At 72.9% G+C, this 23,061-nt stretch carries 17 protein-coding genes and 2 pseudogenes; 15 read left to right on the top strand and 4 right to left on the bottom strand.

The features are described from left to right. Positions 1-143: 143 nt before the first annotated feature. Entirely contained in the window at positions 144-656 is a 513-nt protein-coding gene (locus tag BFF78_RS39250; protein ID WP_069782808.1) for a DUF998 domain-containing protein, read from the top strand. A gap of 76 nt (positions 657-732) precedes the next feature. On the opposite strand, the gene BFF78_RS39245 is transcribed toward BFF78_RS39250, so the two are convergent. Further along, positions 733-1,194: a recombinase family protein gene (locus BFF78_RS39245; protein ID WP_079161666.1), complete on the bottom strand. Its 462-nt coding sequence runs from the start codon at positions 1,192-1,194 to the stop codon at positions 733-735. A gap of 29 nt (positions 1,195-1,223) precedes the next feature. On the opposite strand from BFF78_RS39245, the gene BFF78_RS39240 reads away from it, so the two are divergent. The 4 genes from BFF78_RS39240 (at position 1,224) to BFF78_RS39225 (ending at position 7,838) form a co-directional block, all read left to right on the top strand. After that, complete coding sequence (locus tag BFF78_RS39240) at positions 1,224-2,897, top strand: NAD(P)/FAD-dependent oxidoreductase (RefSeq protein WP_069782806.1); 1,674 nt, start codon at positions 1,224-1,226, stop codon at positions 2,895-2,897. Continuing rightward, positions 2,894-4,369 carry an ATP-binding protein gene (locus tag BFF78_RS39235; RefSeq protein ID WP_069782805.1) on the top strand — a complete coding sequence of 492 codons (1,476 nt, stop codon included), beginning with the start codon at positions 2,894-2,896 and terminating at the stop codon, positions 4,367-4,369. Before BFF78_RS39240 ends, BFF78_RS39235 begins: the two co-directional genes overlap by 4 nt. Next, positions 4,366-4,719 carry a UBP-type zinc finger domain-containing protein gene (locus BFF78_RS39230; protein WP_069782804.1) on the top strand — a complete coding sequence of 118 codons (354 nt, stop codon included), beginning with the start codon at positions 4,366-4,368 and terminating at the stop codon, positions 4,717-4,719. Before BFF78_RS39235 ends, BFF78_RS39230 begins: the two co-directional genes overlap by 4 nt. A gap of 143 nt (positions 4,720-4,862) precedes the next feature. Next, positions 4,863-7,838, top strand: coding sequence for a helix-turn-helix transcriptional regulator (locus BFF78_RS39225; RefSeq protein WP_069782803.1), 2,976 nt, complete (start codon positions 4,863-4,865; stop codon positions 7,836-7,838). Positions 7,839-7,856: 18 nt separating this feature from the next. Here the strand turns inward: BFF78_RS39225 and BFF78_RS39220 are convergent, their stop codons facing one another. The 3 genes from BFF78_RS39220 to BFF78_RS39210 form a co-directional block, all read right to left on the bottom strand. Further along, positions 7,857-9,101 (bottom strand): SGNH/GDSL hydrolase family protein, encoded by a 1,245-nt coding sequence (locus BFF78_RS39220; RefSeq protein ID WP_069782802.1) that lies wholly within the window; start codon positions 9,099-9,101, stop codon positions 7,857-7,859. After that, positions 9,098-9,574, bottom strand: a complete 477-nt coding sequence (locus BFF78_RS39215) for a glycosyl hydrolase family 95 catalytic domain-containing protein (RefSeq protein ID WP_069782801.1) — start codon at positions 9,572-9,574, stop codon at positions 9,098-9,100. Before BFF78_RS39215 ends, BFF78_RS39220 begins: the two co-directional genes overlap by 4 nt. Positions 9,575-9,653: 79 nt before the next feature. Then, on the bottom strand, positions 9,654-11,444 hold the full coding sequence (locus BFF78_RS39210) for a M4 family metallopeptidase (RefSeq protein WP_069782800.1): 1,791 nt from the start codon (positions 11,442-11,444) through the stop codon (positions 9,654-9,656). A 318-nt stretch (positions 11,445-11,762) separates the two neighbouring features. On the opposite strand from BFF78_RS39210, the gene BFF78_RS39205 reads away from it, so the two are divergent. From BFF78_RS39205 to BFF78_RS39165, 10 genes and pseudogenes are all read left to right on the top strand, one after another. Beyond that, the gene (locus BFF78_RS39205; RefSeq protein ID WP_069782799.1) at positions 11,763-12,920 is read left to right on the top strand and encodes a serine hydrolase domain-containing protein; all 1,158 of its coding nucleotides are present in this window, start codon (positions 11,763-11,765) and stop codon (positions 12,918-12,920) included. A 92-nt stretch (positions 12,921-13,012) separates the two neighbouring features. After that, positions 13,013-13,502 (top strand): annotated as a pseudogene (locus tag BFF78_RS50335) (TerD family protein); the annotation flags it as partial. A gap of 656 nt (positions 13,503-14,158) precedes the next feature. After that, positions 14,159-14,914: pseudogene (locus BFF78_RS50330) on the top strand (CAP domain-containing protein); the annotation flags it as partial. Positions 14,915-14,970: 56 nt separating this feature from the next. After that, positions 14,971-15,648: an AIM24 family protein gene (locus BFF78_RS39195; protein ID WP_069782798.1), complete on the top strand. Its 678-nt coding sequence runs from the start codon at positions 14,971-14,973 to the stop codon at positions 15,646-15,648. Positions 15,649-15,804: 156 nt separating this feature from the next. Continuing rightward, positions 15,805-16,845: a tetratricopeptide repeat protein gene (locus BFF78_RS39190; RefSeq protein WP_069782797.1), complete on the top strand. Its 1,041-nt coding sequence runs from the start codon at positions 15,805-15,807 to the stop codon at positions 16,843-16,845. Then, a complete protein-coding gene (locus tag BFF78_RS39185; RefSeq protein ID WP_069782796.1) occupies positions 16,842-17,987 on the top strand; it encodes a polyprenyl synthetase family protein in 1,146 nt (381 codons plus the stop codon). The genes BFF78_RS39190 and BFF78_RS39185 overlap by 4 nt, the downstream gene beginning before the upstream one ends. A 128-nt stretch (positions 17,988-18,115) precedes the next feature. Then, complete coding sequence (locus BFF78_RS39180) at positions 18,116-19,075, top strand: threonine/serine dehydratase (protein WP_069782795.1); 960 nt, start codon at positions 18,116-18,118, stop codon at positions 19,073-19,075. A 197-nt stretch (positions 19,076-19,272) separates the two neighbouring features. After that, positions 19,273-20,838, top strand: a complete 1,566-nt coding sequence (locus BFF78_RS39175; RefSeq protein ID WP_069782794.1) for a protein kinase domain-containing protein — start codon at positions 19,273-19,275, stop codon at positions 20,836-20,838. Positions 20,839-20,885: 47 nt separating this feature from the next. Further along, complete coding sequence (locus tag BFF78_RS39170; protein WP_069782793.1) at positions 20,886-21,857, top strand: LLM class F420-dependent oxidoreductase; 972 nt, start codon at positions 20,886-20,888, stop codon at positions 21,855-21,857. A gap of 115 nt (positions 21,858-21,972) precedes the next feature. Continuing rightward, positions 21,973-23,013 carry a hypothetical protein gene (locus tag BFF78_RS39165; protein WP_069782792.1) on the top strand — a complete coding sequence of 347 codons (1,041 nt, stop codon included), beginning with the start codon at positions 21,973-21,975 and terminating at the stop codon, positions 23,011-23,013. Positions 23,014-23,061 lie beyond the last annotated feature (48 nt).

Genomic DNA, 23,061 nt, shown 5'->3' with positions numbered 1-23,061 from the left:
CATCCTGCCGAGGCACTCACCAGGTGCCCAGAGCACCCGCCCAAGCGCCCGCGCTCGACACCACCCGTACACCAGCCCCCACCAGGACGGATGAGTTTTTCGGCAGGCGCAGGGTTCGCCGAAGACGTTGAAGCCCGTTCAGCGTGGTGGAGCTGGTCACGGCGGTTCTGGTGACGGCTGCGGCGGGTCTGGCCGTGTCGGCGTTGCCGCGGGGTTGGTCTGCCGCCGGGTGGGCGGCGTTGGTGGCGTTCGGGGTCTGTTCGGTGGCGGACGTCGCGTTGCCGATGCGGTGCGCGCCCTCCTGGGAGCCGGGCTGTCCCGAGGACAACCTCGCGCACACGATGACCAGCGGCCTGGTGCACTTCACCCTGTTCGCCTCGATGGCCGCCTTCATTCTCTGCGCTCGCTCGGCTCCCGGGGGCGGCCGCCGGGCGGGGCGCTGGGCCCACTGGCTGCTGCCGGTGTCCATGGCCGCGGCGGTGTCCTCCGCCGGCTCCTACATCGGCTGCCCGGGCGGACACGGGATCGCCCAACGGGTTCACCTGTGCAGGGTGGGCCTGTGGTTCTGGCTGCTCGCGGCCGAAGGGTACGGGAGCGGCCGCGCCCGTACGCCCGACGGTTCCCAGGTCCCCGCTGCCAGCGGGCGTGTCTGGTGATGTGCGGCGGATCGGCCGTTGTCTCCTCCAAAAGGGCAGCCCAAAGACACGCGCCCCCTCCTCCAAGTGGATGGCTTCACTCTGGTGTTCCTGCTGGCCGGGCCTCCTTCTCCGCGTCGTTGATGCCGCTGATCAGGCTGTGCCGGTCGCCGTAGTTGCGCGGGTTGAAGGTGCGGTCCAGGCTGGTCACGTGGATGAGGTAGCCGCCCGCCTCCGCCGCGTCGATCAGGGCCACGCCCCGACCGGTCTCGCGGGCGAGTCGGCTGACCTCCCACAGCACGAGGACGTCGCCCGGGTCGCCGAACGCGCCGGACGTCAGGTCGGCCAGCAGCTTCTCGAAGTCGTCGCGGGTCTTGGTCGCGTACTTGCCGGCACTGCCGGTGTCCTTGTACGGCTCGCTCCACGTCCACGGGCCGTGGTCGGCCTCGGCCGCGATGTTGTCCCGGTGCTGGTCGGTGATGCTGCGAGCGGTCTTCCCCTTGCCCTTGGGCACCCGCAGGTACTCCCGCGCCGTCCGTGTCCCAATTACCGTCGCCATGGCCCTCCCCCATCCCTTACGGTCGCGCTATGTCTCCTGCCCAATCCACCGTAGGTGTAATTCTGACCGTGGACGACGACCCGGGGGTCTCCCGTGCCGTCGCCCGCGATCTGCGGCGGCGCTACGGCGAGTCGTACCGGATCGTGCGCGCGGAGTCCGGCGAGTCCGCGCTTCAGGCGCTGCGCGAGCTGAAGCTGCGCGGTGACCTGGTCGCGGTGATCCTGGCCGACTACCGCATGCCGCAGATGAACGGCATCGAGTTCCTGGAGCACGCGCTGGACGTCTATCCCGGGGCGCGGCGGGTGCTGCTCACCGCGTACGCGGACACCAACGCCGCCATCGACGCGATCAACGTGGTCGATCTGGACCACTATCTGCTCAAGCCCTGGGACCCGCCGGAGGAGAAGCTCTACCCGGTCCTGGACGACCTGCTGGACGCCTGGCGCACCAGCGCCTACCGGCCCGTGCCCAGCACCAAGGTCGTCGGGCACCGCTGGTCGGCGCGGTCCTCGGACGTGCGCGAGTTCCTCGCCCGCAACCAGGTGCCGTACCGCTGGTACTCGGTGGAGGAGCCCGAGGGGCAGCGGCTGCTGGCGGCCGCCGGGCAGGACGGGCGGCGGCTGCCGCTGGTGATCACGCCGGACGGCGGCACGCTGGTCGAACCGGAGGCGCCCGAGCTGGCGTCGCGGGTGGGCCTGGCGACGACGCCGACGGCCGACTTCTACGACCTCATCGTGATCGGCGGCGGACCAGCCGGGCTCGGCGCGGCCGTGTACGGGGCCTCCGAGGGGCTCAGGACCGTGCTGGTGGAGCGCTCGGCGACCGGCGGGCAGGCCGGGCAGAGCTCCCGGATCGAGAACTACCTCGGTTTCCCCGACGGGGTCTCCGGCGCCCAGCTCACCGACCGGGCGCGCCGGCAGGCCGCCAAGTTCGGCGCCGAGATCCTGACCGCCCGGGAGGTGACGGGACTCGAGGTCAACGGCGCCGCCCGGGTCGTACGGTTCGCGGACGGCTCGGCGATCGCCGCGCACAGCGTGATCCTGGCGACCGGCGTGCAGTACCGGCAGCTGGAGGCCGCCGGCTGCGTCGACCTGACCGGCTGCGGGGTGTTCTACGGCTCGGCGCTGACCGAGGCCGCCGCCTGCCAGGGGCAGGACATCTACATCGTCGGCGGCGCCAACTCGGCGGGGCAGGCGGCGATGTACCTGTCCCGGGGCGCGAAATCGGTGACGCTGCTGGTGCGCGGCCCCGACCTGTCGGCCTCGATGTCGCACTACCTGATCCAGCAGATCAACGAGGCACCGAACATCTCGGTGCGAGCGCACACGGTGGTGACCGCGGCGCACGGCTCGGACCACCTGGAGCAGCTGACCCTGCGTCACACAGTGACCGGGGAGAGCGAACGGATCGACGCGCACTGGATGTTCGTGTTCATCGGCGCCGCCCCGCTGACCGACTGGCTGGGCGACGCGGTGCTGCGGGACGAGCGCGGGTTCATCCTGGCCGGGCCCGATCTGACCGCCGACGGGCGGCCGCCGGCCGGCTGGGAGCTGGACCGGCCGCCGTACCACCTGGAGACCAGCGTGCCCGGCGTGTTCGTGGCGGGTGACGCCCGTGCCGAGTCCGCCAAGCGGGTCGCGTCCGCCGTCGGAGAGGGAGCCATGGCCGTGATGCTCGTCCACCGGTATCTGGAGCAGTCATGAGCGGTCGGATCATGCCGTGCAGTCCCAAGGAGATCGGCTCGCTGTTCCTCTTCGAGAAGCTGAGCCCCGAGCAGCTGGGCCGGTTGTGCAGCGAGGGGCGGGTGGAGCTGTTCGACCCCGGCCCGGTGTACACCGAGGGCGACCCCGCCACCTGCTTCTTCGTGATGATCGAGGGCACGGTCGTGCTCTCCCGCCAGGTGGGCGGTGACGACGTGGAGGTCACCCGCGCCTCCCAGCGCGGGGTGTACGCGGGCGCCATGCAGGCCTACCTCGGCGACCGGGTACCGCAGGTCTACAACAACTCGATGCGGGTGACGGAGCCGACGCGGTTCTTCGTACTGCCGGCGGACATCTTCGCGGACGTCATGACCGAGTGGTTCCCGATGGCCGTGCACCTGCTGGAGGGCCTGTTCTTCGGGGCGAAGAACGCCCAGGCGACGATCGGGCAGCGGGAGCGGCTGCTGGCGCTCGGCTCGCTGTCGGCGGGGCTCACGCACGAGCTGAACAACCCCGCGGCGGCGGCCGTACGGGCCACCGCCACGCTGCGCGAACGGATCGCCAAGATGCGGCACAAGCTCGCCGTGATCGCCGAAGGCCCCTTCTCGCGGGATGCGTTGGCGAACCTGATCGAGATCCAGGAGCGCACCGCCGAACGGGTCGCCAAGGCCCCGGTGCTCAGTCCGCTGGAGACCACCGACCGGGAGGACCTGCTCACCGACTGGCTGGAGGACCACGACATCGGCCAGGCCTGGCAGGTGGCGCCGACCTTCGTGCAGGCCGGACTGGACGTCGACTGGCTGGAGCAGGTCGCGGCGGCCGTGGACGAGGAGATCCTGGCCGGTGCCGTCGGCTGGCTCAACTACACCATCGAGACCGAGCTGTTGATGAACGAGATCGAGGACTCCACCACCCGTATCTCGCATCTCGTCGACGCCGCCAAGCAGTACTCCCAGCTGGACCGGGCGCCCTACCGGGTGGTGGACGTGCACGAACTCCTCGACAGCACGCTGCTGATGCTGTCCGGCAAGATCGGCGCCGGAATCGAGGTCGTGAAGGAGTACGACCGCACGCTCCCGCCGGTGCCCGCGTATCCGGCGGAGCTGAACCAGGTGTGGACGAATCTGATCGACAACGCCGTGTCCGCCATCAACGGCGCGGGCGGCACGGGTACGTTGACCGTGCGGACCGGGCTCGACCACGAACGGCTGCTGGTGGAGTTCCGGGACACCGGCCCCGGCGTCCCGCCCGAGATCAAGGACCGGATCTTCGACCCGTTCTTCACCACCAAACCGGTCGGCGAGGGCACCGGGCTCGGTCTGGACATCTCCTGGCGGATCGTCGTCAACAAACACCACGGCGCGCTGCGCGTGGAGTCGGTGCCCGGCGACACCCGCTTCCAGGTGCTGCTGCCGCTGACCGCCGACCCGGAGCTGTCCGGGTCGCCCGAAGAGCAAGCGGAGGAAACCGTATGAAGAGCGTCGAGGGGTTCGACGTGAACGTTCCGCCCAGCGGCACCGGATGCGTGGAGTGCGAGGAGGCCGGCGGCTGGTGGTTCCATCTGCGCCGGTGCGCACAGTGCGGGCACATCGGGTGCTGCGACGACTCTCCCGCCAAGCATGCCACGGCGCACTACCAGGCTACGGGGCATCCGGTGATCCAGAGCTTCGAGCCGGGTGAGGAGTGGTTCTGGAACTACGCGACGGACGAATTGTACGCCTCCGGTCCCGGCCTCGCGCCGCCGGCCAGCCATCCGGAGGACCAGCCGGTGCCGGGCCCCGCCGGGCGGGTGCCGGCCAACTGGGCGGAGACGTTGCGGGGTTGAGCGCCCACTGACTCGGGTGGCTGTTCCGGCCACGGCGGCTGCCGGTGCGTCGTGTCTGGTCGCCCGCGCGGGGAGCCGCACATCGACACGGCCCCGCGCCCCTTCGCGGCACTGCTGTCAGTCCTGCGTGTCAGGATGGGTGCGTGCCGCAGATCGCCTTTCGCACGCCGCCGTTGATCGGCCGGGACGAGGAACTCGCCCGGCTCATGGGTGTGCTGGAGCGTGCCCGGGGTGGTGCGGCGCGGGCCGTGCTGGTCGCCGGGGACGCGGGGGTCGGAAAGACACGGCTGCTGGACGAGGTGGCGGGGCGGGCTGCGCGGGCGGGGACGACCGTGGTCACCGGGCACTGTGTGGACCTCGGCGATGTGGGTCTGCCGTATCTGCCGTTCACCGAGGTCCTCGGCGTGCTCGCCGCCGACGAGCGCTTCTCGTCCGTGCTCGCCGCGCATCCGGTGGTGGACCGGCTGCTGGGCTCGGGCGCGGAGCCGGCGGGCGGCCCGGACGGGCGGCTGCGGCTGTTCGAGGACGTCGCCGGGCTGCTGGCCGAACTGGCCGCCGTGGCACCGCTGCTGCTGGTCCTGGAGGATCTGCACTGGGCGGACCAGTCCTCCCGGGACCTGTTGCGCTTCCTGTTCAGCCGGGGCGTGCTGCACCGGCCGGGCGGTGGCGCCCCCGACCGGCGCCTGGCGGTGCTCGCCTCCTACCGGGCGGACGATCTGCACCGCCGTCACCCCCTGCGGCCCCTGCTCGCCGAACTGGTCCGGTTGCCGGCCGTGGAGCGGCTGGAGCTGCGGCCGCTGCCGGATCCCGAGGTCGCCCGGCTGGTGCGGGCCCTGGAGGACCGCCCGCTGCCCGAGACGGTCGTACGGGGCATCGTGGCTCGTGCGGAGGGCAACGCGTTCTATGCGCAGGAGCTGTTCGCGGCGGCCGGCGCGGACGCGGGCGGCATGCCCAGCGGGCTCGCGGACCTGCTGCTCATCCGGGTCGAGCAGCTGCCGGAGCCCGCCCAGCAGGTGCTGCGGACCGCCGCCGTGGCCGGGCGCCGGGTGGAGCACGACCTGCTGAGCGAGGCGGCCGGGCTCCCCGAGGAGGAGCTGGAGACGGCGCTGCGCGAGGCCGTCGGACGGCAGCTGCTCGTCCCCGGGGACGGCGACACCTACGCCTTCCGGCATGCCCTCACCCGCGAGGCGGTATACGCCGACCTGCTGCCGGGCGAGCGTTCCCGGCTGCACGGCGCGTACGCCCGGCTGCTCGCCGCCCGCGGCCGCGCCCCGGAGACCGCCGCCGAGCGCGCCCACCACAGCCGGGAGAGCCACGATCTGCCGGGGGCGCTCGCCGCCTGTCTGGAGGCGGCCGACCACGCCCGGCGGCTGGGTGCGCCGGCCGAGGAGCTGCGGCATCTGGAGACGGCACTGGACCTGTGGTCGTCGGTACCCGCCGAGGCGCGGCCGTGCGCCGACGGGATCGCCCCCGTCACGCTGACCCTGCGGGCCTCCGCCGCGGCCGCGCAGGCCGGGGACGCCCATCGGGCGGTCTCCCTCACCCGGGCCGCGCTCGCCGAGGTCGGCGAGGACGCCGACTCCGCGCTCGCCGCCCGGATCCGCTACACCCTGGCCGGCAATCTGCTCAGCGTGGACCGGCTGCAGGCCGCCTTCCGGTACAGCAGCGAGGCGCTGGCGCTCATCCCCGCCGAGCCGCCGTCACGGACCTGGGTGTGGGCGGCGGCCACCCATGTCATGGCGGCCCGTCATCTCGGCGCGGACGAGACGGCCCTGAGCATCGCCCACCGCGCGCTGCGCGTCGCCGAGGAGCTGGGCATGGCCGACGCCCAGGCCGATCTGCTGATCTCCCTGGCCAATCTCGAAGGAGACGGCCGGCGCTCCGCGCAGGGCCAGGAGCGGCTGCGGCGGGCGCGGGAGCTGGCGCGGTCCGCCGGGCACGGTCCGGTGGAGATGCGCGCGCTGTTCAACCAGGCCATCAGCCGCCTGGAAGCCGGCGATCTTCAGGCGTGTCTGCCCTTGCTCGCCGAGGCGCTGGAGCGGGCCCGCCGGACCGGGCTGCTGTCCTCGCCGTATCCGCTGGAGATGCGGTATCTCCAGCTGCTGGCGCTGTACACGCTCGGCCGGTGGGACGAGTGCCTGCGCGCGGCGGCCGAGGCCGCGCCCGTCCTGCCCGCCATGGGCGCCTTCGTGGCGGGCCCCGCGCTGTACGTGGCGGTGGCGCGGGGCGATCTCGGGGCGGCCGAGCGGGCGGAGGCCCTGCTGGAGGGCCCGTTCACCTGGATGGGCACGCTGGTGGCCGGGATCGTCCTCACCGATGCCGCCGCGCTGCGCGGCGACCCGGAGACGGCCGTGGAGCGGATGCGGGCGGCGCTCACCGCGCTGGGCGACGACTCGGGGCGGCGGCCCGATGTCGCCGTCCGGCTCGCCGCGCTCTGTCTCGCCGCGGTCGCCGACCGGACCGTACGACTGCGGCGGGCCGGGGACGCCGCCGCGCTGCGCCGCTGGGCGGAGACCGCCACCGAGCTGGTGGAGCAGGCGCGAGCCTCGGCCGCGCGGGACGAGGAGGGCCGTCCGCAGGGCCCGGAGGGCCAGGCCTGGCTGGCGCGTGCCGAGGCGGAGTGGGCGACGGCCGTGTCCGGACCGGACCCGGCGGCCTGGGAGAAGGCGGTCGCCGCGTTCTCCTACGGCGACGCGTACGAACAGGCCCGCTGCCGGGTGCGGTACGCCGAGGCGCTGCTGGCGGTCGAGCGCCGTGCGCAGGCGGCGCAGGAGGCGGGTACGGCGAGGGAGACGGCGGCCGCACTGGGTGCGGCGCCGCTGCTGGAGCGGATCGACGCGCTGACCCGAGGCGCCCGTCCGACCACTGCCTCCGCCGCCGGCGCGGCCGGCGGGGCCGGCGCCGCGCCGCTGACCGCGCGGGAGCAGGACGTGCTGGGGCTCCTCGCGCGGGGCCGCAGCAACCGGCAGATCGGCGAGGAGCTGTTCATCAGCGGCAAGACGGCGAGCGTGCACGTGTCCAACATCCTGGCCAAGCTGGGCGCCGCGAGCCGTACGGAGGCGGTGGCGATCGCCTACCGCCAGGGGCTGATCACGCCGGAGCCCACCGGGTCCGGGTGACCCCGGCCGCCACCCCGGTCAGCGGGCGCAGTCCAGGCTGCCGAGGTCGACGGCGCCGGCCAACGCCCGCATGCCCGTGTCGTCGGGGTGCAGGTGGTCCCCGCCGTCGAGGAACGGCAGCAGCCGCGCCGCGTCGTGCGGGCTGCGCAGGGCGCGGTCGAAGTCGGTGACCGCGTCGAACCCGCCGCCGGTGCGGATGGATCGGTTGACTTGCCGGCGTACGGCGTCGGCGGGCGGGTCCCATTCGGGCCAGCCCTGGAACGGGCCGATGGTGGCGGCCACCACGCACTTCCGCGCCGCGTGCGCCCGCTCGACGATCTCCCGGTACCCCGCGATCAGTTCCTTCGCGGTGACGCCGGTGTGGGACTTGAGGTCGTTCACCCCCTCGAAGAGGAAGACGGTACGCACGCCGGGCAGGGACAGCACGTCCCGGTCCAGCCGGTTCAGGGCGCTCTGCCCGGCGCCGTCCGCGAGCACCTTGTTGCCCGAGATGCCTTCGTCGGCGACGCCCTTGATGGCGGTACGGGCGGTGTCCAGGCGCCGGGCGAGGTAGTCCGGCCAGCGGCGGTTCCGGTCGCTGGTGGAGTGCCGGCCGTCGGTGAGGGAGTCGCCTAGCACGGCCACGGCCCCGGTGCCCGCGCGGGACGGCCGTACGGACACGGCGTCGAGGTACCACCAGTGGCCGGTCGTCCGTCCCCAGCCGCGGCCGCTCTCCTCGGCGGTGTGGTCGCCCTGGCCGGTGTACGACGTCTGCAGGGCCAACCGGTGGCCGGTCGCCGGGCCGGCCGCGTCCGGGGTGTGCAGGCTGACCGCCAGGTCGGTGCCGGCCGGCCAGGTGCCGGGCAGCGGGTCGCTCCAGGCGACGGCGCCCGCGGGCACGGTGACCGCTCGTGCGCCGCCGAACGTCAGCCGCCGGTTGCTGCCGGGACGCAGTGCGGCGCCCTCGCCGCGCAGGCCGGCGCGGACGTCGTCCAGGGTCAGGGGGCGGTCGCCGAAGGCGTTGGTGACGCGGACGCGCAGGCCGGTGCCGCCGACGCTGGTGTGGACGATGAGCCGGTAGCCCTGCCCGGCCGTGCCCTCGCCCATGCGGTCGGCGCTCGCCGCCCAGGTGACGACTCCGAAGGCGCGGGTGGCGGAGGCCCGCAGCGGGCCGGCCGGGCGGGCGGGTGCGTGAGCGGGCGCGCCGGCGGGGGCGGACTGGCAGGCGGCGGCCGTGAGCAGGGCGGCGGTGACGCGGGCGACGCGTCCGAGCCGGCCGTTCACCGCGCGACGTCCCGGAGCGTGACGGACCCGCCGCCTCGCCTGCGGACCGTCCGGGACCTGCCTGCGTGTCCCACGCAGGTCATGGTCCCTCCACCGCCGAGGACGCGCACCTCGATGGGTGTCCCCTGGCGGGCGTTCTCCGGCCGGGCCCGGCGCTGGGGATGCCGGGCGCCGGCCCTGCCCAAGCCGTCCATGCCGCGGGCAGCGGGCAGGGCGGTGGTGCGGGTGGCGATGTCGGCGGGGGCGGCGGCGTCGGGACGGGTGCGGTCGCCGGGGAAGAGGCCGCCGAGCGGGGAGAGGTGGTGGTGGGCGGTCGCGCCGAGATCGTCCGGAGACATCCACTCCTCCAGCAGGCTGGTACCGAGGCCGGCCACGGGCGGGTACGGCCGCTCGCGCAGGGCACCGACGGTCGCGGCGCGGTCGGCGTCCCGGCCCGGACGGGCCGCCGCCGTACGGTAGTTGCCGGACGGCACCCGCACCAATGGGACCCACTTGTCTCGGACATGCGGATGCCCCGCGCGGGGCGGGGCATCCGGTGGTCCGGCGGCTTCGTCAGTGACGGGCGGCCGGGGTGTTGGCGACGGTGACGTTGACCGCGGCCCACGCCTGGTCCACCGTCTTGTACTCGGTGCTGTTCGCGCCGTACAGGTCCTTGGCCGCCTTCAGCGTCGCGATGCGCGCGTTGTGGAAGTCGGTGGTGGAGACCATGTAGCGGGTGAGCGCACGGTAGAAGATCGCGGTGGCCTTGGCCCGGCCGATGCCCTTGACCGTGGAGTGGTTGTAGGTCGGCGAGTCGTAGTTGACCCCGTTGATCGTCTTCTTGCCGCTGCCCTCGGCGAGCAGGTAGTACGCGTGCGAGGAGACCCCGGAACCGGCGTGCACCTCGGTGTCGTACGCGGCCGGCGACCAGTAGTCGATCGTGCCCTCGAGCTTGTCGAGCGACGGGTGGTCGAGGCGGCGCAGGAACTTCTGCGCCAGGCCCAGCTTCTCGCCGATGAGGTAATCCGGCGTGTCCTTGGCGTTGTTGGCGTAGAACTCGACGTTGGAGCCGAAGATGTCCGCGAGCGACTCGTTCAGCGCGCCGGGCTCACCGTACTGGTTGCCCTCGGAGTCGACGCGGGTCGGCTCCAGCTTCGCGGTCGCGTCCACCACGCCGTGCGTCAGCTCGTGGCCGGTGACGTCGAGCACGACGAGCGGCTTCTTGAACATCTGGCCGTCGCCGTCGCCGTACAGCATGCAGTTGCAGGTCGGGTCCCAGAAGGCGTTGGCGACCTTGTTGCCCCAGTGGACCATGCCCTGGGCGGCCTTGCTGTTGTTGGCTATGCCCTTGCGCCCGAAGGTGGCCTTGTAGAAGTCCAGGGTCTTGGTGATGCCGTACTGGGCGTCGGCCGCGGCGCTGGCCCGGTTGCTGGTCGCGCCGTTGCCCCACACGTCGGTCGTGTTGGTGAACTTCGCGCCCGAGCCGAACTTCTCGGTGGTCGAGCCCTTGGCGTCACGCGTCTCGGTGCCGTACCGGCTCGGGTCCTTGAGCTGGTAGTGGCCGCGCGAGGTCTGCGTGGTGGTCAGGCCGACGTTGCCCACGAAGAGGGTCTTGCCGGTGCCCTTTGCGGCCGACGGGTAGGTCGTCGTGGCGCCGGAGACACCGGAGCCGAGCAGGCCGGCCTCGGGGGAGGCGGAGCCGATGCCGGTGGCCGGGTCGGCCGTCTCGCCGTGCTTGCGCAGGCTCTCGAGCAGCTTCGGCGACAGGAACTCGTCGCTGTCGGGCGTGTTGCTGCGCACCTTGCCGGTGACGGCGTCGACGACGACCGTGTTGGTGCTGTCCTGGCCGGTCACGGTGACCTGGTAGGCGAGGGCGGAGGAGCCGTCCCGCGCGTCGACGACCAGCTGGGCGGAGCCCGCGTCGCCCTTGGCCGCCTGGGCGGCCTTGGCGGCGGCCTGGTCCGCACTCAGCTTGGCCTCGGTGGTGGCCGGGGCGACGGTGTGACCGGCGGCGCGGGTCACGCCGGTGTAGGCCAGCTTGTGGTCGAGGTGGACGATGAGGTCGCCGCCGAGCACGGGCATGCCGTCGTGCGTGCGGACGAACCGGACGTGCCGGGCGCCCTCGGGGTCGAGCATCACGTCCTGGGCATGCAGTTCATCGCCCTGGGAGACGCCGGTGGCCGAGGTGTGGGCGAAGGCCGCGGTGCGCGCCGCCTCAACCACCGCCTCGGCGTTCGTGGCGGCGGACGCCGAGGACCGCTCCGCCTTCGCGGAGGGACCCGCGAAAGCCGTACCGGCCAGGCCCGTGGCAGCGGTCGTCACCGCGATGGCGACAGCAACGCTGCGTATGTGGGGTCTACGCAAGGATCAGCGTTCCTTCGTTCGAAGGCAGCAGGGGTCACCAACCGCCTTGATGCGTGACGCGGTTCCGCGTCACAGGGGCTGTTCGGGCCCCCGACGTCACCCTTACGGATCAGTCATGTGCACGTAAAGGCGGAATCATCGGTTTCGCGGCCTTCTATGGCAATCCTTTACGAATGGGCGCCACAGAGTGATCACCACCTGACCAACTGTGTGTCGGCTGTGGAGACGTTGACCCGATCCCCTAGGTTCCAGGCCCGGAATGTGACCGAGGTCGCATCAAACCTCGTACGGATTCGTATCGCTGAAAGTGGGTTCCGGATGGTCTCAGCAAGGGTGGGGCGGAGCGCGGTCCTCGGAGCGGTCGTGCTCGCGCTGCTCGCGTCCCCGGCGCGGGCCGCGACGGCAGCGGCGAACACGCCGACGGCGGCGGCGCTTCCGGCTCCCGACACCGCGGGCCTCGCCGCGGCACTGCGGTCCGCGGTGGACCAGGGCGCGCCGGGCGCCCTGGCGCGGATCGACGACCGTGGAAGGACCTACGAGGCGACGCGTGGCGTCGCCGACCGGAGCACGCGGCGGGCCATCGGCACCGGCGACCGGTTCCGCATCGGCAGCGTCACCAAGACCTTCTCGGCCGTCGTCCTGCTCCAGCTCGCCGACGAGCACCGGCTCGCGCTCGACGCGCCGGTCAACCGCTACCTGCCCAAGCTGCTGCCGGACGACCGCATCACGGTCCGGCAGGTGCTCGGTCACCGCAGCGGCTTGCCCGACTACGCCGACGACCTGTTCGCCGACAGCGTGTCCGGCTTCGAGGCGGTGCGGAACAAGGTCTTCACCTACCGCCGGCTCGTCGCGCTCGCCCTGAAGAGGCCCCGCACCCACGCGCCCGGCGCCGCGTACTCCTACTCCAACACCAACTTCGTGGTCGCGGGCATGCTCATCGAGAAGCTCACGGGGCACTCCGTGAAGACCGAGTACGAGAACCGCGTCTTCAAGCCGCTCAAGCTGCGGGACACGTTCTATGTCCATCCCTCGACCGCGATTCCCGGCCGGTACACGCGCGGGTATCTCACCCCGGACAAGTCGGGTGATCCGTTGGTCGACGCCACCGAGCAGACGGCGTCGTGGGCGCAGAGTGCGGGGGCGATCATCTCCAGCGCGCGGGACCTCGACGTCTTCTACCGTGCGCTGCTCGGAGGCAAGCTGCTGTCGTCGGCGCGGCTGGCGGAGATGGAACGGTTCACGCGGGTCGACGGCACCACCGCCTACGGGCTGGGGCTGCGGCGGCGTGATCTGCCGTGCGGGGTTTCGGTGTACGGGCACACGGGGGTGATGCAGGGGTACTCGACGTATGCCTTCGCCTCTAAAGACGGTTCGCGGAGCTTTGCGGCTGTGGCGAACACGTCCAACAACGGGAAGGTTTCTGATGCGTTGGCGGGGGCCTTGGAATCGGCGTTCTGTGGCAAGCGGGGCGGCTGAGGGCAGGGGGTTGTCGTCGTTGCCGGGTGCGGGTCCACGGGGTCTTTTCTGGCGGAACCTTCTCATTGGTGCCGGGCGTTGTCCCCTCTGTGATGAGCGAGTTGGTGTCCGGGGGCAATATGCCGCTGCCCGGTGGTGTGCTGCGGCTCCGGGTGGCCGGTGCCTTCGACGTGTCCGCTCTTGTCACCGGAGCGGACGGCACAGTCGGGTCCGATGCCGACTTCGTCTTCTACAACCAGCCGCAGGCACCGGGAGTGCGGCTGGTCGGTGACGTCCTGACCGTCGACCCGGCCCGGTTGCGCGGCGGTGCGTGCCGGGTGACGGTCGTGGTGAGTGCGGCCGAGCCCGGTACGCCGCTCGGGCGGCTGCCCGCTCCCCGGCTGGAGGTCACGGACGGCTCCGGGCGTACGGTGGCCCGGTTTACGCCGCCGCGGCCCGGGCCGGAGACCGTGCTGCTGCTGGCCGAGCTGTATCTGCGGCCGGGCACCGGCTGGAAGCTGCGCGCGGTGGGTCAGGGGTACGCGGACGGGCTGGCCGGGCTGGCCCGGGACTTCGGGGTGGAGGTCACGGACGACGGCGGTCAAGCGGCGGCGACCGCAGGGACCCCGGACCACTCGGCACCGCACGCCCACACCGCCCGCCCCACCGCGACAACGCCCCGCGCCCCGTCGTCACGTCGTACCGCGACCACGCCATGGGCCCCATCCACCCCGCCTGCCGCGACCACCCCTCGGGACTCTTCCGCGCACCCCACCACGACGACACCGAGCACCCCAACCTCCCGGCCCACTACGACGACGCCGAGCGATCCCCTCGCCCGACCCACCGCGATCACGCCACGCACGCCAACCACCCGACCCACCACGACGACGCCAAACGAAACCAGCGCGCACCCCACCACGACCACGCCGAGCACCCCATTCGCGCGTCCCACTACGACCACATCACGGGACCCGTCGACCCGACCCGCCGCGACCACGCCCGGCGCCCCCAACTCCCGCCCCACCACGGCCACGCCAAGCGCCCCAGCCGCACAACCCACCATGACGACGCCAAGCAATCCCCTCGCGCACCCCACCACGGCCACGCCACGCACCGCAGCCACCCGCCCCACCACGGCCACGCCACGCACCCCAGCCACCCGCCCCACCACCACACCACGCCCCCCGTCCGCCCGCCCCACCGCGATCGGCTCGAACACGCCGGCCGGCCGGGGCACGGAACTCCCCGGCGACGACTTCCTCCGCCTCGTCAACTCGGCCCGTGCGCGGGCCGGTTCCGTGGCCGTCGGTCTCGATCCGCGCCTTGTTTCCGCGGCGCGGTCGCATGCGCGGGCCATGGCGGATGCCGGGCGGCTCGGTGGTGAGGGGCGGGACGGCGTGTCGGTGCACCAGCGGATCAGCGCCGCGGGGTACGCGTACATCACCGTTGGGGAGCACCTCGTCTCCGGGCCGCGCAGTGCCGCCGAGTTCGTGGAGTACTGCCTGGAGTCGGCGAGAACCCGGCGCATCCTGCTGGACCCGGCCTTCCGGCACGCCGCCCTGGCGCACGCCGACGCCGGCGACCGGTACTGGACGGCGCTGTGGGCCGCCCCGCTCACCCCCAACGCGCTGTCGCGCACGGCCGCCGAGGTCGTCGCGCTCACCAACGCCGAGCGCGGCCGGGCCGGCCTGCCCCCGCTGGCGGTGGACCCCCTGCTCACGGCCGCCGCGCAGGCGCACTGTGCGGACATGGTGGCCCGCGACTTCTACGACCACACCTCCCCCGACGGTTCACAGCCCTGGGACCGGGCCGCCGCGGCGGGATCCCGCAGACGCACGATCGGCGAGAACATCGCCTGCGGCCAGCGCTCCCCCGCCGAGGTCGTGGACGGCTGGATGAACAGCCCCGGCCACCGCGCCAACATCCTCAAGCGGGACTTCGGCTACATAGGCGTCGGCTTCTCGGGCGGCGGCCGGGCGGGCACCTACTGGACCCAGTTGTTCGGTGGCTGAGCGCGCACTTTGCGTGATCTTGGCGGAATGACATCTTCCGGGACACCATGCCCCGCATGAAGGGTGATCTCTTTTCCAGTGCACACGTGGTGCAGCCGGCCGTGGAGCCGGGCATGTCCGTCGAGAACGCCAAGTGCATCAAGTACGCGGTGGACGGGGAGATGTACGCCCGCCAGGGAGCGATGGTCGCCCACCGCGGGAGCCTGAAGTTCGAGCGCAAGGGGCAGGGCGTCGGCGGCATGCTGAAGCGTGCGGTCACCGGTGAGGGGTTGCCCCTCATGGCGGCGCGCGGGCAGGGTGAGGCCTGGTTCGCGCACGAGGCGCAGAACTGTTTCATCGTCGAGGTCGAGCCAGGCGACCAGTTCACGGTCAACGGCCGCAACGTGCTGTGCTTCGACGCCTCGCTGTCGTACGACATCAAGACGGTGAAGGGGTCGGGCATCGCCGGCGGCGGCCTGTTCAACAGCGTGTTCAGCGGCCAGGGTCTGCTCGGCCTGGTCTGCGAGGGAAACCCGCTGGTCATACCGGTCTCCGCGCAGTCCCCGGTGTACGTCGACACGGACGCGGTGGTCGGCTGGACCGCGCAACTGCAGACCTCGCTGCACCGCTCCCAGTCCATCGGCTCGATGCTGCGTGGCGGTTCCGGCGAGGCCGTACAGCTGATGCTCCAGGGCGAGGGCTTCGTGGTGGTGCGCCCGAGCGAGCTGACCACACAGAAGGCACAGCAGCACTGAACCTTCACAGCGTGATCCACACCTCATGGGCAACCCCCGTCGCCGTACCTGCGTCTTGACCAGCAACAGACCGACACGCCCCGGTCGCTTCGGCCGGGGCGTATTTCCGAGACGCTATACACGCTGTGTATACATATCGTGTATAGAGAGGTACGCATGTACGGCAAGGCTTTCGCCCCCGAGTACCAGGGCGCCCTGACCACCCTGTCCGTGAACTCCTCGCTGGTCGATGTGCTGGCCGAGGGCACCGAGAAGCTGCGCGAGGCCGAGCGGTCCGGGCGCCCCGGCGAGGCGGCCCGCTGCGGGCTCGCGGTCGCCGAGGCACACCGGCGCCTCGGCCACGTGCGGGACGCCGACCGGGCCTGGAAGGCGAGCTACCGCGCCGCCCGCGCGGCCGGCGACACCGCCGCGATGGCATGGGCGCTGTGGAGCGGCGGCACGCTCGCCCGGCAGCGCGGAGCCTTCCCGCTGGCCTGGCGGCTGCTCGGACTCGCGGCCGAACTCGGCGAGCGGGGCGGGGACATCGTTGTCCGCGGCTACTCTCTGGCCGGTCTCGCGGAGACCGGCCGGATCCAGGGCGACTACGCGGCGGTCGGCCGGCTGCACGAGCAACTGCTGGCCGAGGCCCGCAGGCGCGGCGAGGCCCGGCACACGGTGTGGGCACTGGAGGGCATCGCGCAGATGCACCGCAACACCGGCGACCACGACCGGGCGTACGCGCTGTTCGAGGAGGCGGCGGAGATAGCCGAGCGGGCGGAGGACCGGCGGGGGCACGCCTGGGCGCTGCGCGGACTCGCCGACATCCTCTCGGTCCGCGACAAGGACACCGAGGGTGCGCTGGAGCTGCTGTCGCGTGCGGAGGCCGACTGCCGGGCGATGGACCTCTCCAGCGCCCTCGCCTACAACCACAAGATGCGCGGCAACGTCCTGTACCGGGCCGGGCGTTACACGGAGGCGCGCGACCTGTACGAGCTGGCGCTGGAGGAGTTCCGCGCGATGAGCGAACCGCGCGGCGAGGCGCTGGCCCGGCTGGGCCTGGCCAAGTCGCTGGCGCAGCTGGGCCGGGACCGCGCCGAGACCGCGGCCGAACTCGCCGACCTGGCACGGATGTTGGAGCGGAGCGGACTGAAGCACGCGCGGGAGATGGTCGCCCGGGCCCAGGAGGAGTTCGGTCTCTGCGCGGAGGTCGCACGATGACCCCGGTACAGGCTCCGCCTTCCGCTCCCGAAGTCCTCGCCCACTGCCGGGACTTGGTGCGTCCGGCGCTGCGGGAGGCGGTGGGGCGGCTGCATCCGTGGCTGGCCGAGATGGCCGCGTACTCCTTCGGCTGGTGCGAGGGGGTGTCCGCCGGATCGGGTCGGCGGGAAGCGCCGGTGCCTGCCGGCCGGGCCGCACAGGACGATGAGGGTGCCCTTTCCGCGGGGGCGCGTGCCACTCCTCCGCGCCGCCGACAGGATCCGCCGGGCACCCCGCCCGGCGGCGGGGCGCCCGGCGGCAAGGGCGTACGGCAGGCGCTGGCGGTGCTCGGTGCGCGGGCGGCGGGCGCCGACGCACGGGCGGGCATCCCGGCCGCGGTCGCGGTGGAGCTGGTGCACGCCTTCTCGCTGCTGCACGACGACATCATGGACGGCGACGCGACCCGGCGCCGCCGCCCCGCCGTGTGGAAGGCGTACGGCACCGGCCCCGCGGTGCTCGCCGGGGACGCCCTGTTCGCGCTGGCGATCGAGACCCTCGCCGGCGCGCCGCACAGTGCCCGCGCCGTACGGCTGCTGTCGGCGGCCCTCGCCGACCTGGTGCGCGGGCAGGCCGACGACCTGGTGTTCGCCACCCGGCCGTGCACGGGCGCGGAGCGGGTGACGCCCGGGGAGTACCGGGCGATGGCGGAGGGCAAGACCGGCGCGCTGCTGGGCTGTGCCGCCGCGCTGGGCGCCCTGCTCGGCGGGGCGCCCGAAGCGACCGTCGGCGCGCTGGACCGGGCCGGACGGCAGCTCGGCGTCGCCTTCCAGCTGGTCGACGACGTGCTGGGGATCTGGGGTGACCCGGCCGTCACCGGCAAGCCGGCGGGCGGTGATCTGCGGGAGCGCAAGATGACGTACCCGGTGCTGGTCGCGCTCGGCTCCCCGGCGGGCCGCGGGCTCCCCGAACTGCTCGCCGCGCCGGGGCGGGCCGAGGAGGCCGCCGCGCTGATCGAGGCGGCGGGCGGCCGTACGGCGACGCTGGCCGAGGCTCGTGCGCACACCACCGCCGCCCGGGCGCTGCTCGCCGAGGCACCCCTGGCCGCCGAGGCCGCCGCGGACCTGTCGCGGCTGCTGGACCACCTCCTGGACCGCGACCTGTGACCTCCGCGACCTGTGACCTGTGACCGCGCAGGACCACCCAGTTCAAAACCGTGTTGACCACGCCGCCCCTCACAGGCCAGGGTGCGAACGGTGCGGCCCACACCCCCGCGCCGGAAAGGTGAAGCACCTTGATCAGCATCGAGGAGATCGAAGCCGCGGCGGAGCGGATCGCCGGACAGGTCGTGCGGACGCCGACCGTACCGAGTCCGGGGCTGACCGAACTGCTGGGCGTCCCGGTCACCGCCAAGCTCGAACTGCTTCAGCGCACCGGCTCGTTCAAGGCGCGCGGGGCGACGGCGAAGCTGCTGGCGCTGAGCGAGGCCGAGCGGGCGGCGGGCGTGGTCGCGGTCAGCGGCGGCAACCACGGGATCGCCCTCGCGGTGATGGCCGCCGCCCTCGAGGTGAAGGCGACCGTGGTCATGCCCCGTACCGCGTCCGCGCGTTCCATCGCGCTCGCCGAGGAGGCGGGGGCGTCGGTGCGGCTGACCGACGGCATGGACAGCGCGTTCCAGCTGGTGACCCGGCTGCGGGACGAGGGGCTGACCCTGGTCCACCCGTTCGACGACCCGGTGGTGATCGCCGGACAGGGCACGGTCGGACTGGAGCTGGCGGCGGATGCCGAGGACCTGACGGACGTCGTCGTCAGTATCGGCGGCGGCGGACTGATCGCCGGGGTCGCGGTGGCCCTGGCCGCCCGGCGTCCCGGAGTGCGGGTGTGGGGCGTGGAGACCGAGGGCGCCGAGGCCATGTCCGCCGCGCTGAAGGCGGGCGGACCGGTGCCGGTGTCCGTGTCGTCCCTGGTGACCACGCTCACCGCACCCTCCGTGTCCCAGCTGACGTACGACCATGTGTCCGCGCTGGTCGAGGAGGTGCTGGTGGTCCCGGACCGGGAGGCGGTGCGGGGCTCGCTCGACCTCGCCGACCACGCCAAGGTGTGGGCCGAGCCGGCCGCGGGCTGTCTGCTGCCGGCCGCCCGGGAGGTGGTGGCGCGGGTCGGCGACGGCGCCCGGATCGGGCTCGTGGTGTGCGGCGGCAATACGGCACCCCGGGAACTGACCGGCTGGGCCGAGCGGTTCGGGCTGCTGTGACACACGGCCGCACCCGGGAATTTACCCTCGGTAACCCGCAGGTCGAACGCCACCAGGTGCGGCCATCCCAAACTCGCAAGCCCTTTCGAAGAATTGAATGAAAGGCAGGAACGGCACCGGGCTCGCGGATTCTTTGAACGCACCCCCGCACGCCCCGCGTACCTCTGTGAGACACGCAACAGGGGTTCCAGCGAGGGATGACCATGGTCAAGGCGCACGTCTCCGCACACGAGTTGGTCGCCGGACGCTACCGGCTCCTGGAGGTCTTCGCCCGCGAGACGAACCGCCTGTGGTGGTACGCCGAGGACGTGCCGGCGGAGCAGCCCCGGCTGGTGGCCCAGACCGCCCTGCCGGAGCCCGCCGACGACGACACCGCGCGCCGGGCCACGGCCCGCGTCATCCGGACCTCCGAGACCATGCGGCTGCGGTGTCCCGGCCAGCTCGCCACGGTCGTCGACGCGGTGGTGGAGGCCGGCACCCTGTGGACGGTCACCGAGTGGATCGACGGCACGCCCCTGTCCGAACTCCTCGACCGGGAGGGCGCGTTCAACGCGGTGCGGGCCGCCCGCATCGGCCTGGAGCTGCTCGACGTGCTGCAGGCGGCGCACGACGAGGGCATCACCCACGGCGAGCTGAGCCCGGGTCAGGTGTTCGTGCGGGAGAGCGGTCCGGTCGTCGTCACCGGGTTCGGGCTGGCCGGCGCGACCCTGGTGCCGCGGCTCACGGCGCCGTCGTACGCCTCCCCGGAGCAGGCACGTGACGAGCGGATCGGGCCGGCCGCCGATCTATGGGCGCTGGGTGCGCTGCTGTACACGATGGTGGAGGGACGGCCGCCGTTCCGGGACCGCGGCCGTCCCGACGCCACACTGAAGGCCGTGGACCGGCTGCCGCTGCGCACCCCGCTGCGCGCGGGCCCGCTCACCCAGGCCGTGCAGGGGCTGCTGCGGAAGAACTCGCGGGAGCGGCTGACCCGGCCGGTGGTCCGCGAGGCGCTGATCCGGACCCTCGACGGGGGCGCCGACGCCGACCGGCAGGCGTCCCCCGTGCCCCGGCTGCGCGGCGCGTACGCGGGGGTGCGACTGGCCGGGCGGGAGCGGAGCAGAGTGGCCCTGGCGGCCGGTACCGCGCTTGCCGTGCTCACCGTGGCCGCCGCCGTCCTGGCCGCGGCCCACCTGCTGCCGGGCACCGGCACCGCGCAGGCACCGACCCGGTCCACCGCCTCGGCCGCCCCGTCGAACAAGCACACCGGTGGGGCCCCGACGCCCTCCGCGAGCCCCGCCCCGAGCGCTCCGTCCGCCCTGCCGGCCGGATACCGCCGCTACACCGCCCCGGAGGGCTTCTCCGTGGCCCTGCCCGACGGCTGGAAGCGCCTGACCACCGCCCGGGCCGGCGGCGCCTACCGCATCACCTTCGGCCGGGACGGCGCCTCCCCCACCCTCGCCGTCACACACAGCGAGCACGTCGGCCCGGATCCCGTGGCGATCTGGCGGGAGGACGTCGAACCGGATCTGGAGCGGCTGCCCGGCTACCACCGCGTCGGCACCGTCCGGGCCACCACGTACCAGGGCCACAAGGCCGCCGACCTGGAGTGGCTGGCCGGGAGCGGGGACGGGCGGGTGCACACCTTCGGGCGGGGATTCTTGCCGGGCGGCGGCGAGGGCTACTCCCTGCGCTTCACCACCCCGGCCGCGACCTGGGCCGACGCCGCCGACCGGCTGGCGCTGAAGACGTTCCTGCAGACGTTCCGGCTGACGGACGACTGACCGGCGCCCTTTCGTTTTCGGGCCGCCGAGCCGGGGACTCGCCCCTTATGGTGCACATCGGATACACGATGATGACCGAGCAGACCGGACCCCGGGACCTCGTGGACCACGTCGTACGGGCCGAGGAGACCGGGTTCGACTTCTCGGTGATCTCCGATCACTACTTTCCCTGGCTGCGCTCGCAGGGCCACTCCTCGTACGCGTGGAGCGTGCTGGGCGCCGCCGCCCAGGCCACCTCGCGGATTCCGCTGATGACCTACGTGACCTGCCCCATCCTCCGCTACCATCCGGCGATCGTGGCGCAGAAGGCGGCCACCGTGCAGCTGCTGTCGCAGGGCAGGTTCCGGCTCGGGCTGGGCGCGGGCGAGAACCTGAACGAGCATGTCGTGGGCGGCGGCTGGCCCCCGGTGGACGTGCGCCACGAGATGCTCGAAGAGGCCGTGGAGATCATCCGCGCGCTGTTCGCGGGCGGTCATGTCACCCACCACGGACAGCACTACGACGTGGAGTCGGCCCGGCTGTGGGATCTGCCGGAGCAGCCGCCGCCGATCGGCATCGCCGTCTCCGGCGAGCAGTCCTGCCGGCTCGCCGGGCACATCGCCGACCTGGTCATCGCCACCGAACCGAAACCGGGGCTGATGGAGGCCTTCGACCGGCACGGCGGCAGCGGCAAGCCCCGCGTCGGCCAGCTGCCGGTGTGCTACGACCCCGACCGGGACACGGCCGTCAAGCGCGCCCACTCCCAGTTCCGCTGGTTCGGGCTCGGTTGGAAGGTGAACGCCGAACTGCCGCACCCCGACTCCTTCGAGTCCGCGACGCGGTTCGTGGACGAGGACGACGTCGCCGCCGCAATCCCGTGCGGTGACGACCCGGACGCGTTCGTGGAGGCCGTACGCCCCTATGCCGAGGCCGGGTTCGGGGAGATCGCACTCGTGCAGATCGGCGGCGACGCGCAGCCGGAGTACCTGGACTGGTCGGCGAAGACCCTGCTGCCCGCGCTGCGAGAGGCCTTCGGCTGACACCGCGCTGCCCGCACGGGTCCGGCCCGGCATGGCCTTTGTGTCCCGATAGGCTTTCCTGCCTGCGCCCGCTCCCGGGTGCGGTCCCTTGAGCATTGTTGCAGGAGAGTCATCCGTGACCCTGGTCATCGACCCGTCCGAGACGTCCGCCCCGGCCACGTCCCCGCTGTCCGACCTGGTGGCCCGCGACGCCCGTGAGTTCGGGGTGTACGCGCGCACCGGAGGCTGGGCCTTCGCGCTGATGGTGGCCCGCAGTGTACGGCCGGGCGGACAGGCCGCCGGGGAGACGCCGAAGGTGTCCGCGAAGGAGTTCGCACAGCTGGCCGGCTGCTCCCCGGAGCGGGTCATGCGCCACTACAGGGCCTGGGACCGGGCCGCCGACGACGGGCTCGTGCCGCACTTCGAGGCACTGCGGCCGGGCCAGGAGACGGACCTGCCGGACGCGGACGTGTGGCTGAGCTACTACGTCTCCCGCAACAGCGCGACCTCCGAGCGCGGTACCGCGATCGCCGAGGCCGCCGCGGCCGAGGGCATCCGCCCCACCAAGGCGCTGGAGGTCGCCGAGAACCCGACCGCCCTGCGCGCCGCGATCCTCGCCGACCCCTCCACCGCCCGCGCGGCCCGTGCCGCGCTGCTGGACCGGGTGCGGGAGGACCCCGAGCTGCAGGCGGAACTGGCGCGTGACGTCGTACGGACCGACGACCTGAAGAAGGCCGTGGCGACCGAGAGCCGGGCCGCCGACCGGATCGGGTACGTCCGGCAGATCGCCGAGTCCGGGCAGATCAGGACCCCGGCCGGGCAGACCGTCGAGGCCCCGGCCGAGCTGCGCGAGGAGGCCGAGCGGCATCTGTCGCTGATCGACGAGCTGGAGGACGGCGAGGACACCGGCGAGTGGGCCACCGAGGCCTACGGCACCATGAAGTCACTCGTCGCCGAGGCCGTCGAGGCCGACCCCGAACTGCGCGTCCAGGAGCGGCGGACGAAGTTCTACAGCAGCCTGCAGAAGGCGACCAGGGCGTTCGAGGAGCTGACCTTCGACGACGCACAGGACTACTACGAGGACGACATGGTCCAGCGCCTGGAGGAACTCCAGCAGGCCATCGGCAGCTGCCTGGCCGCGCTGCGCGGAGCCGGCGGGAATCCGTCGCACGGCTGAGCATGCCGGGCGCCACAGGGGTACTAAAGGGCCCTGAGCCGATCGTCG

The organism is Streptomyces fodineus, from assembly GCF_001735805.1.
Taxonomy (GTDB): Bacteria; Actinomycetota; Actinomycetes; order Streptomycetales; family Streptomycetaceae; genus Streptomyces; species Streptomyces fodineus.
The sequence above is the reverse complement of the archived record's forward strand: the minus strand, read 5'-3'. Positions and strand labels throughout refer to the sequence as shown.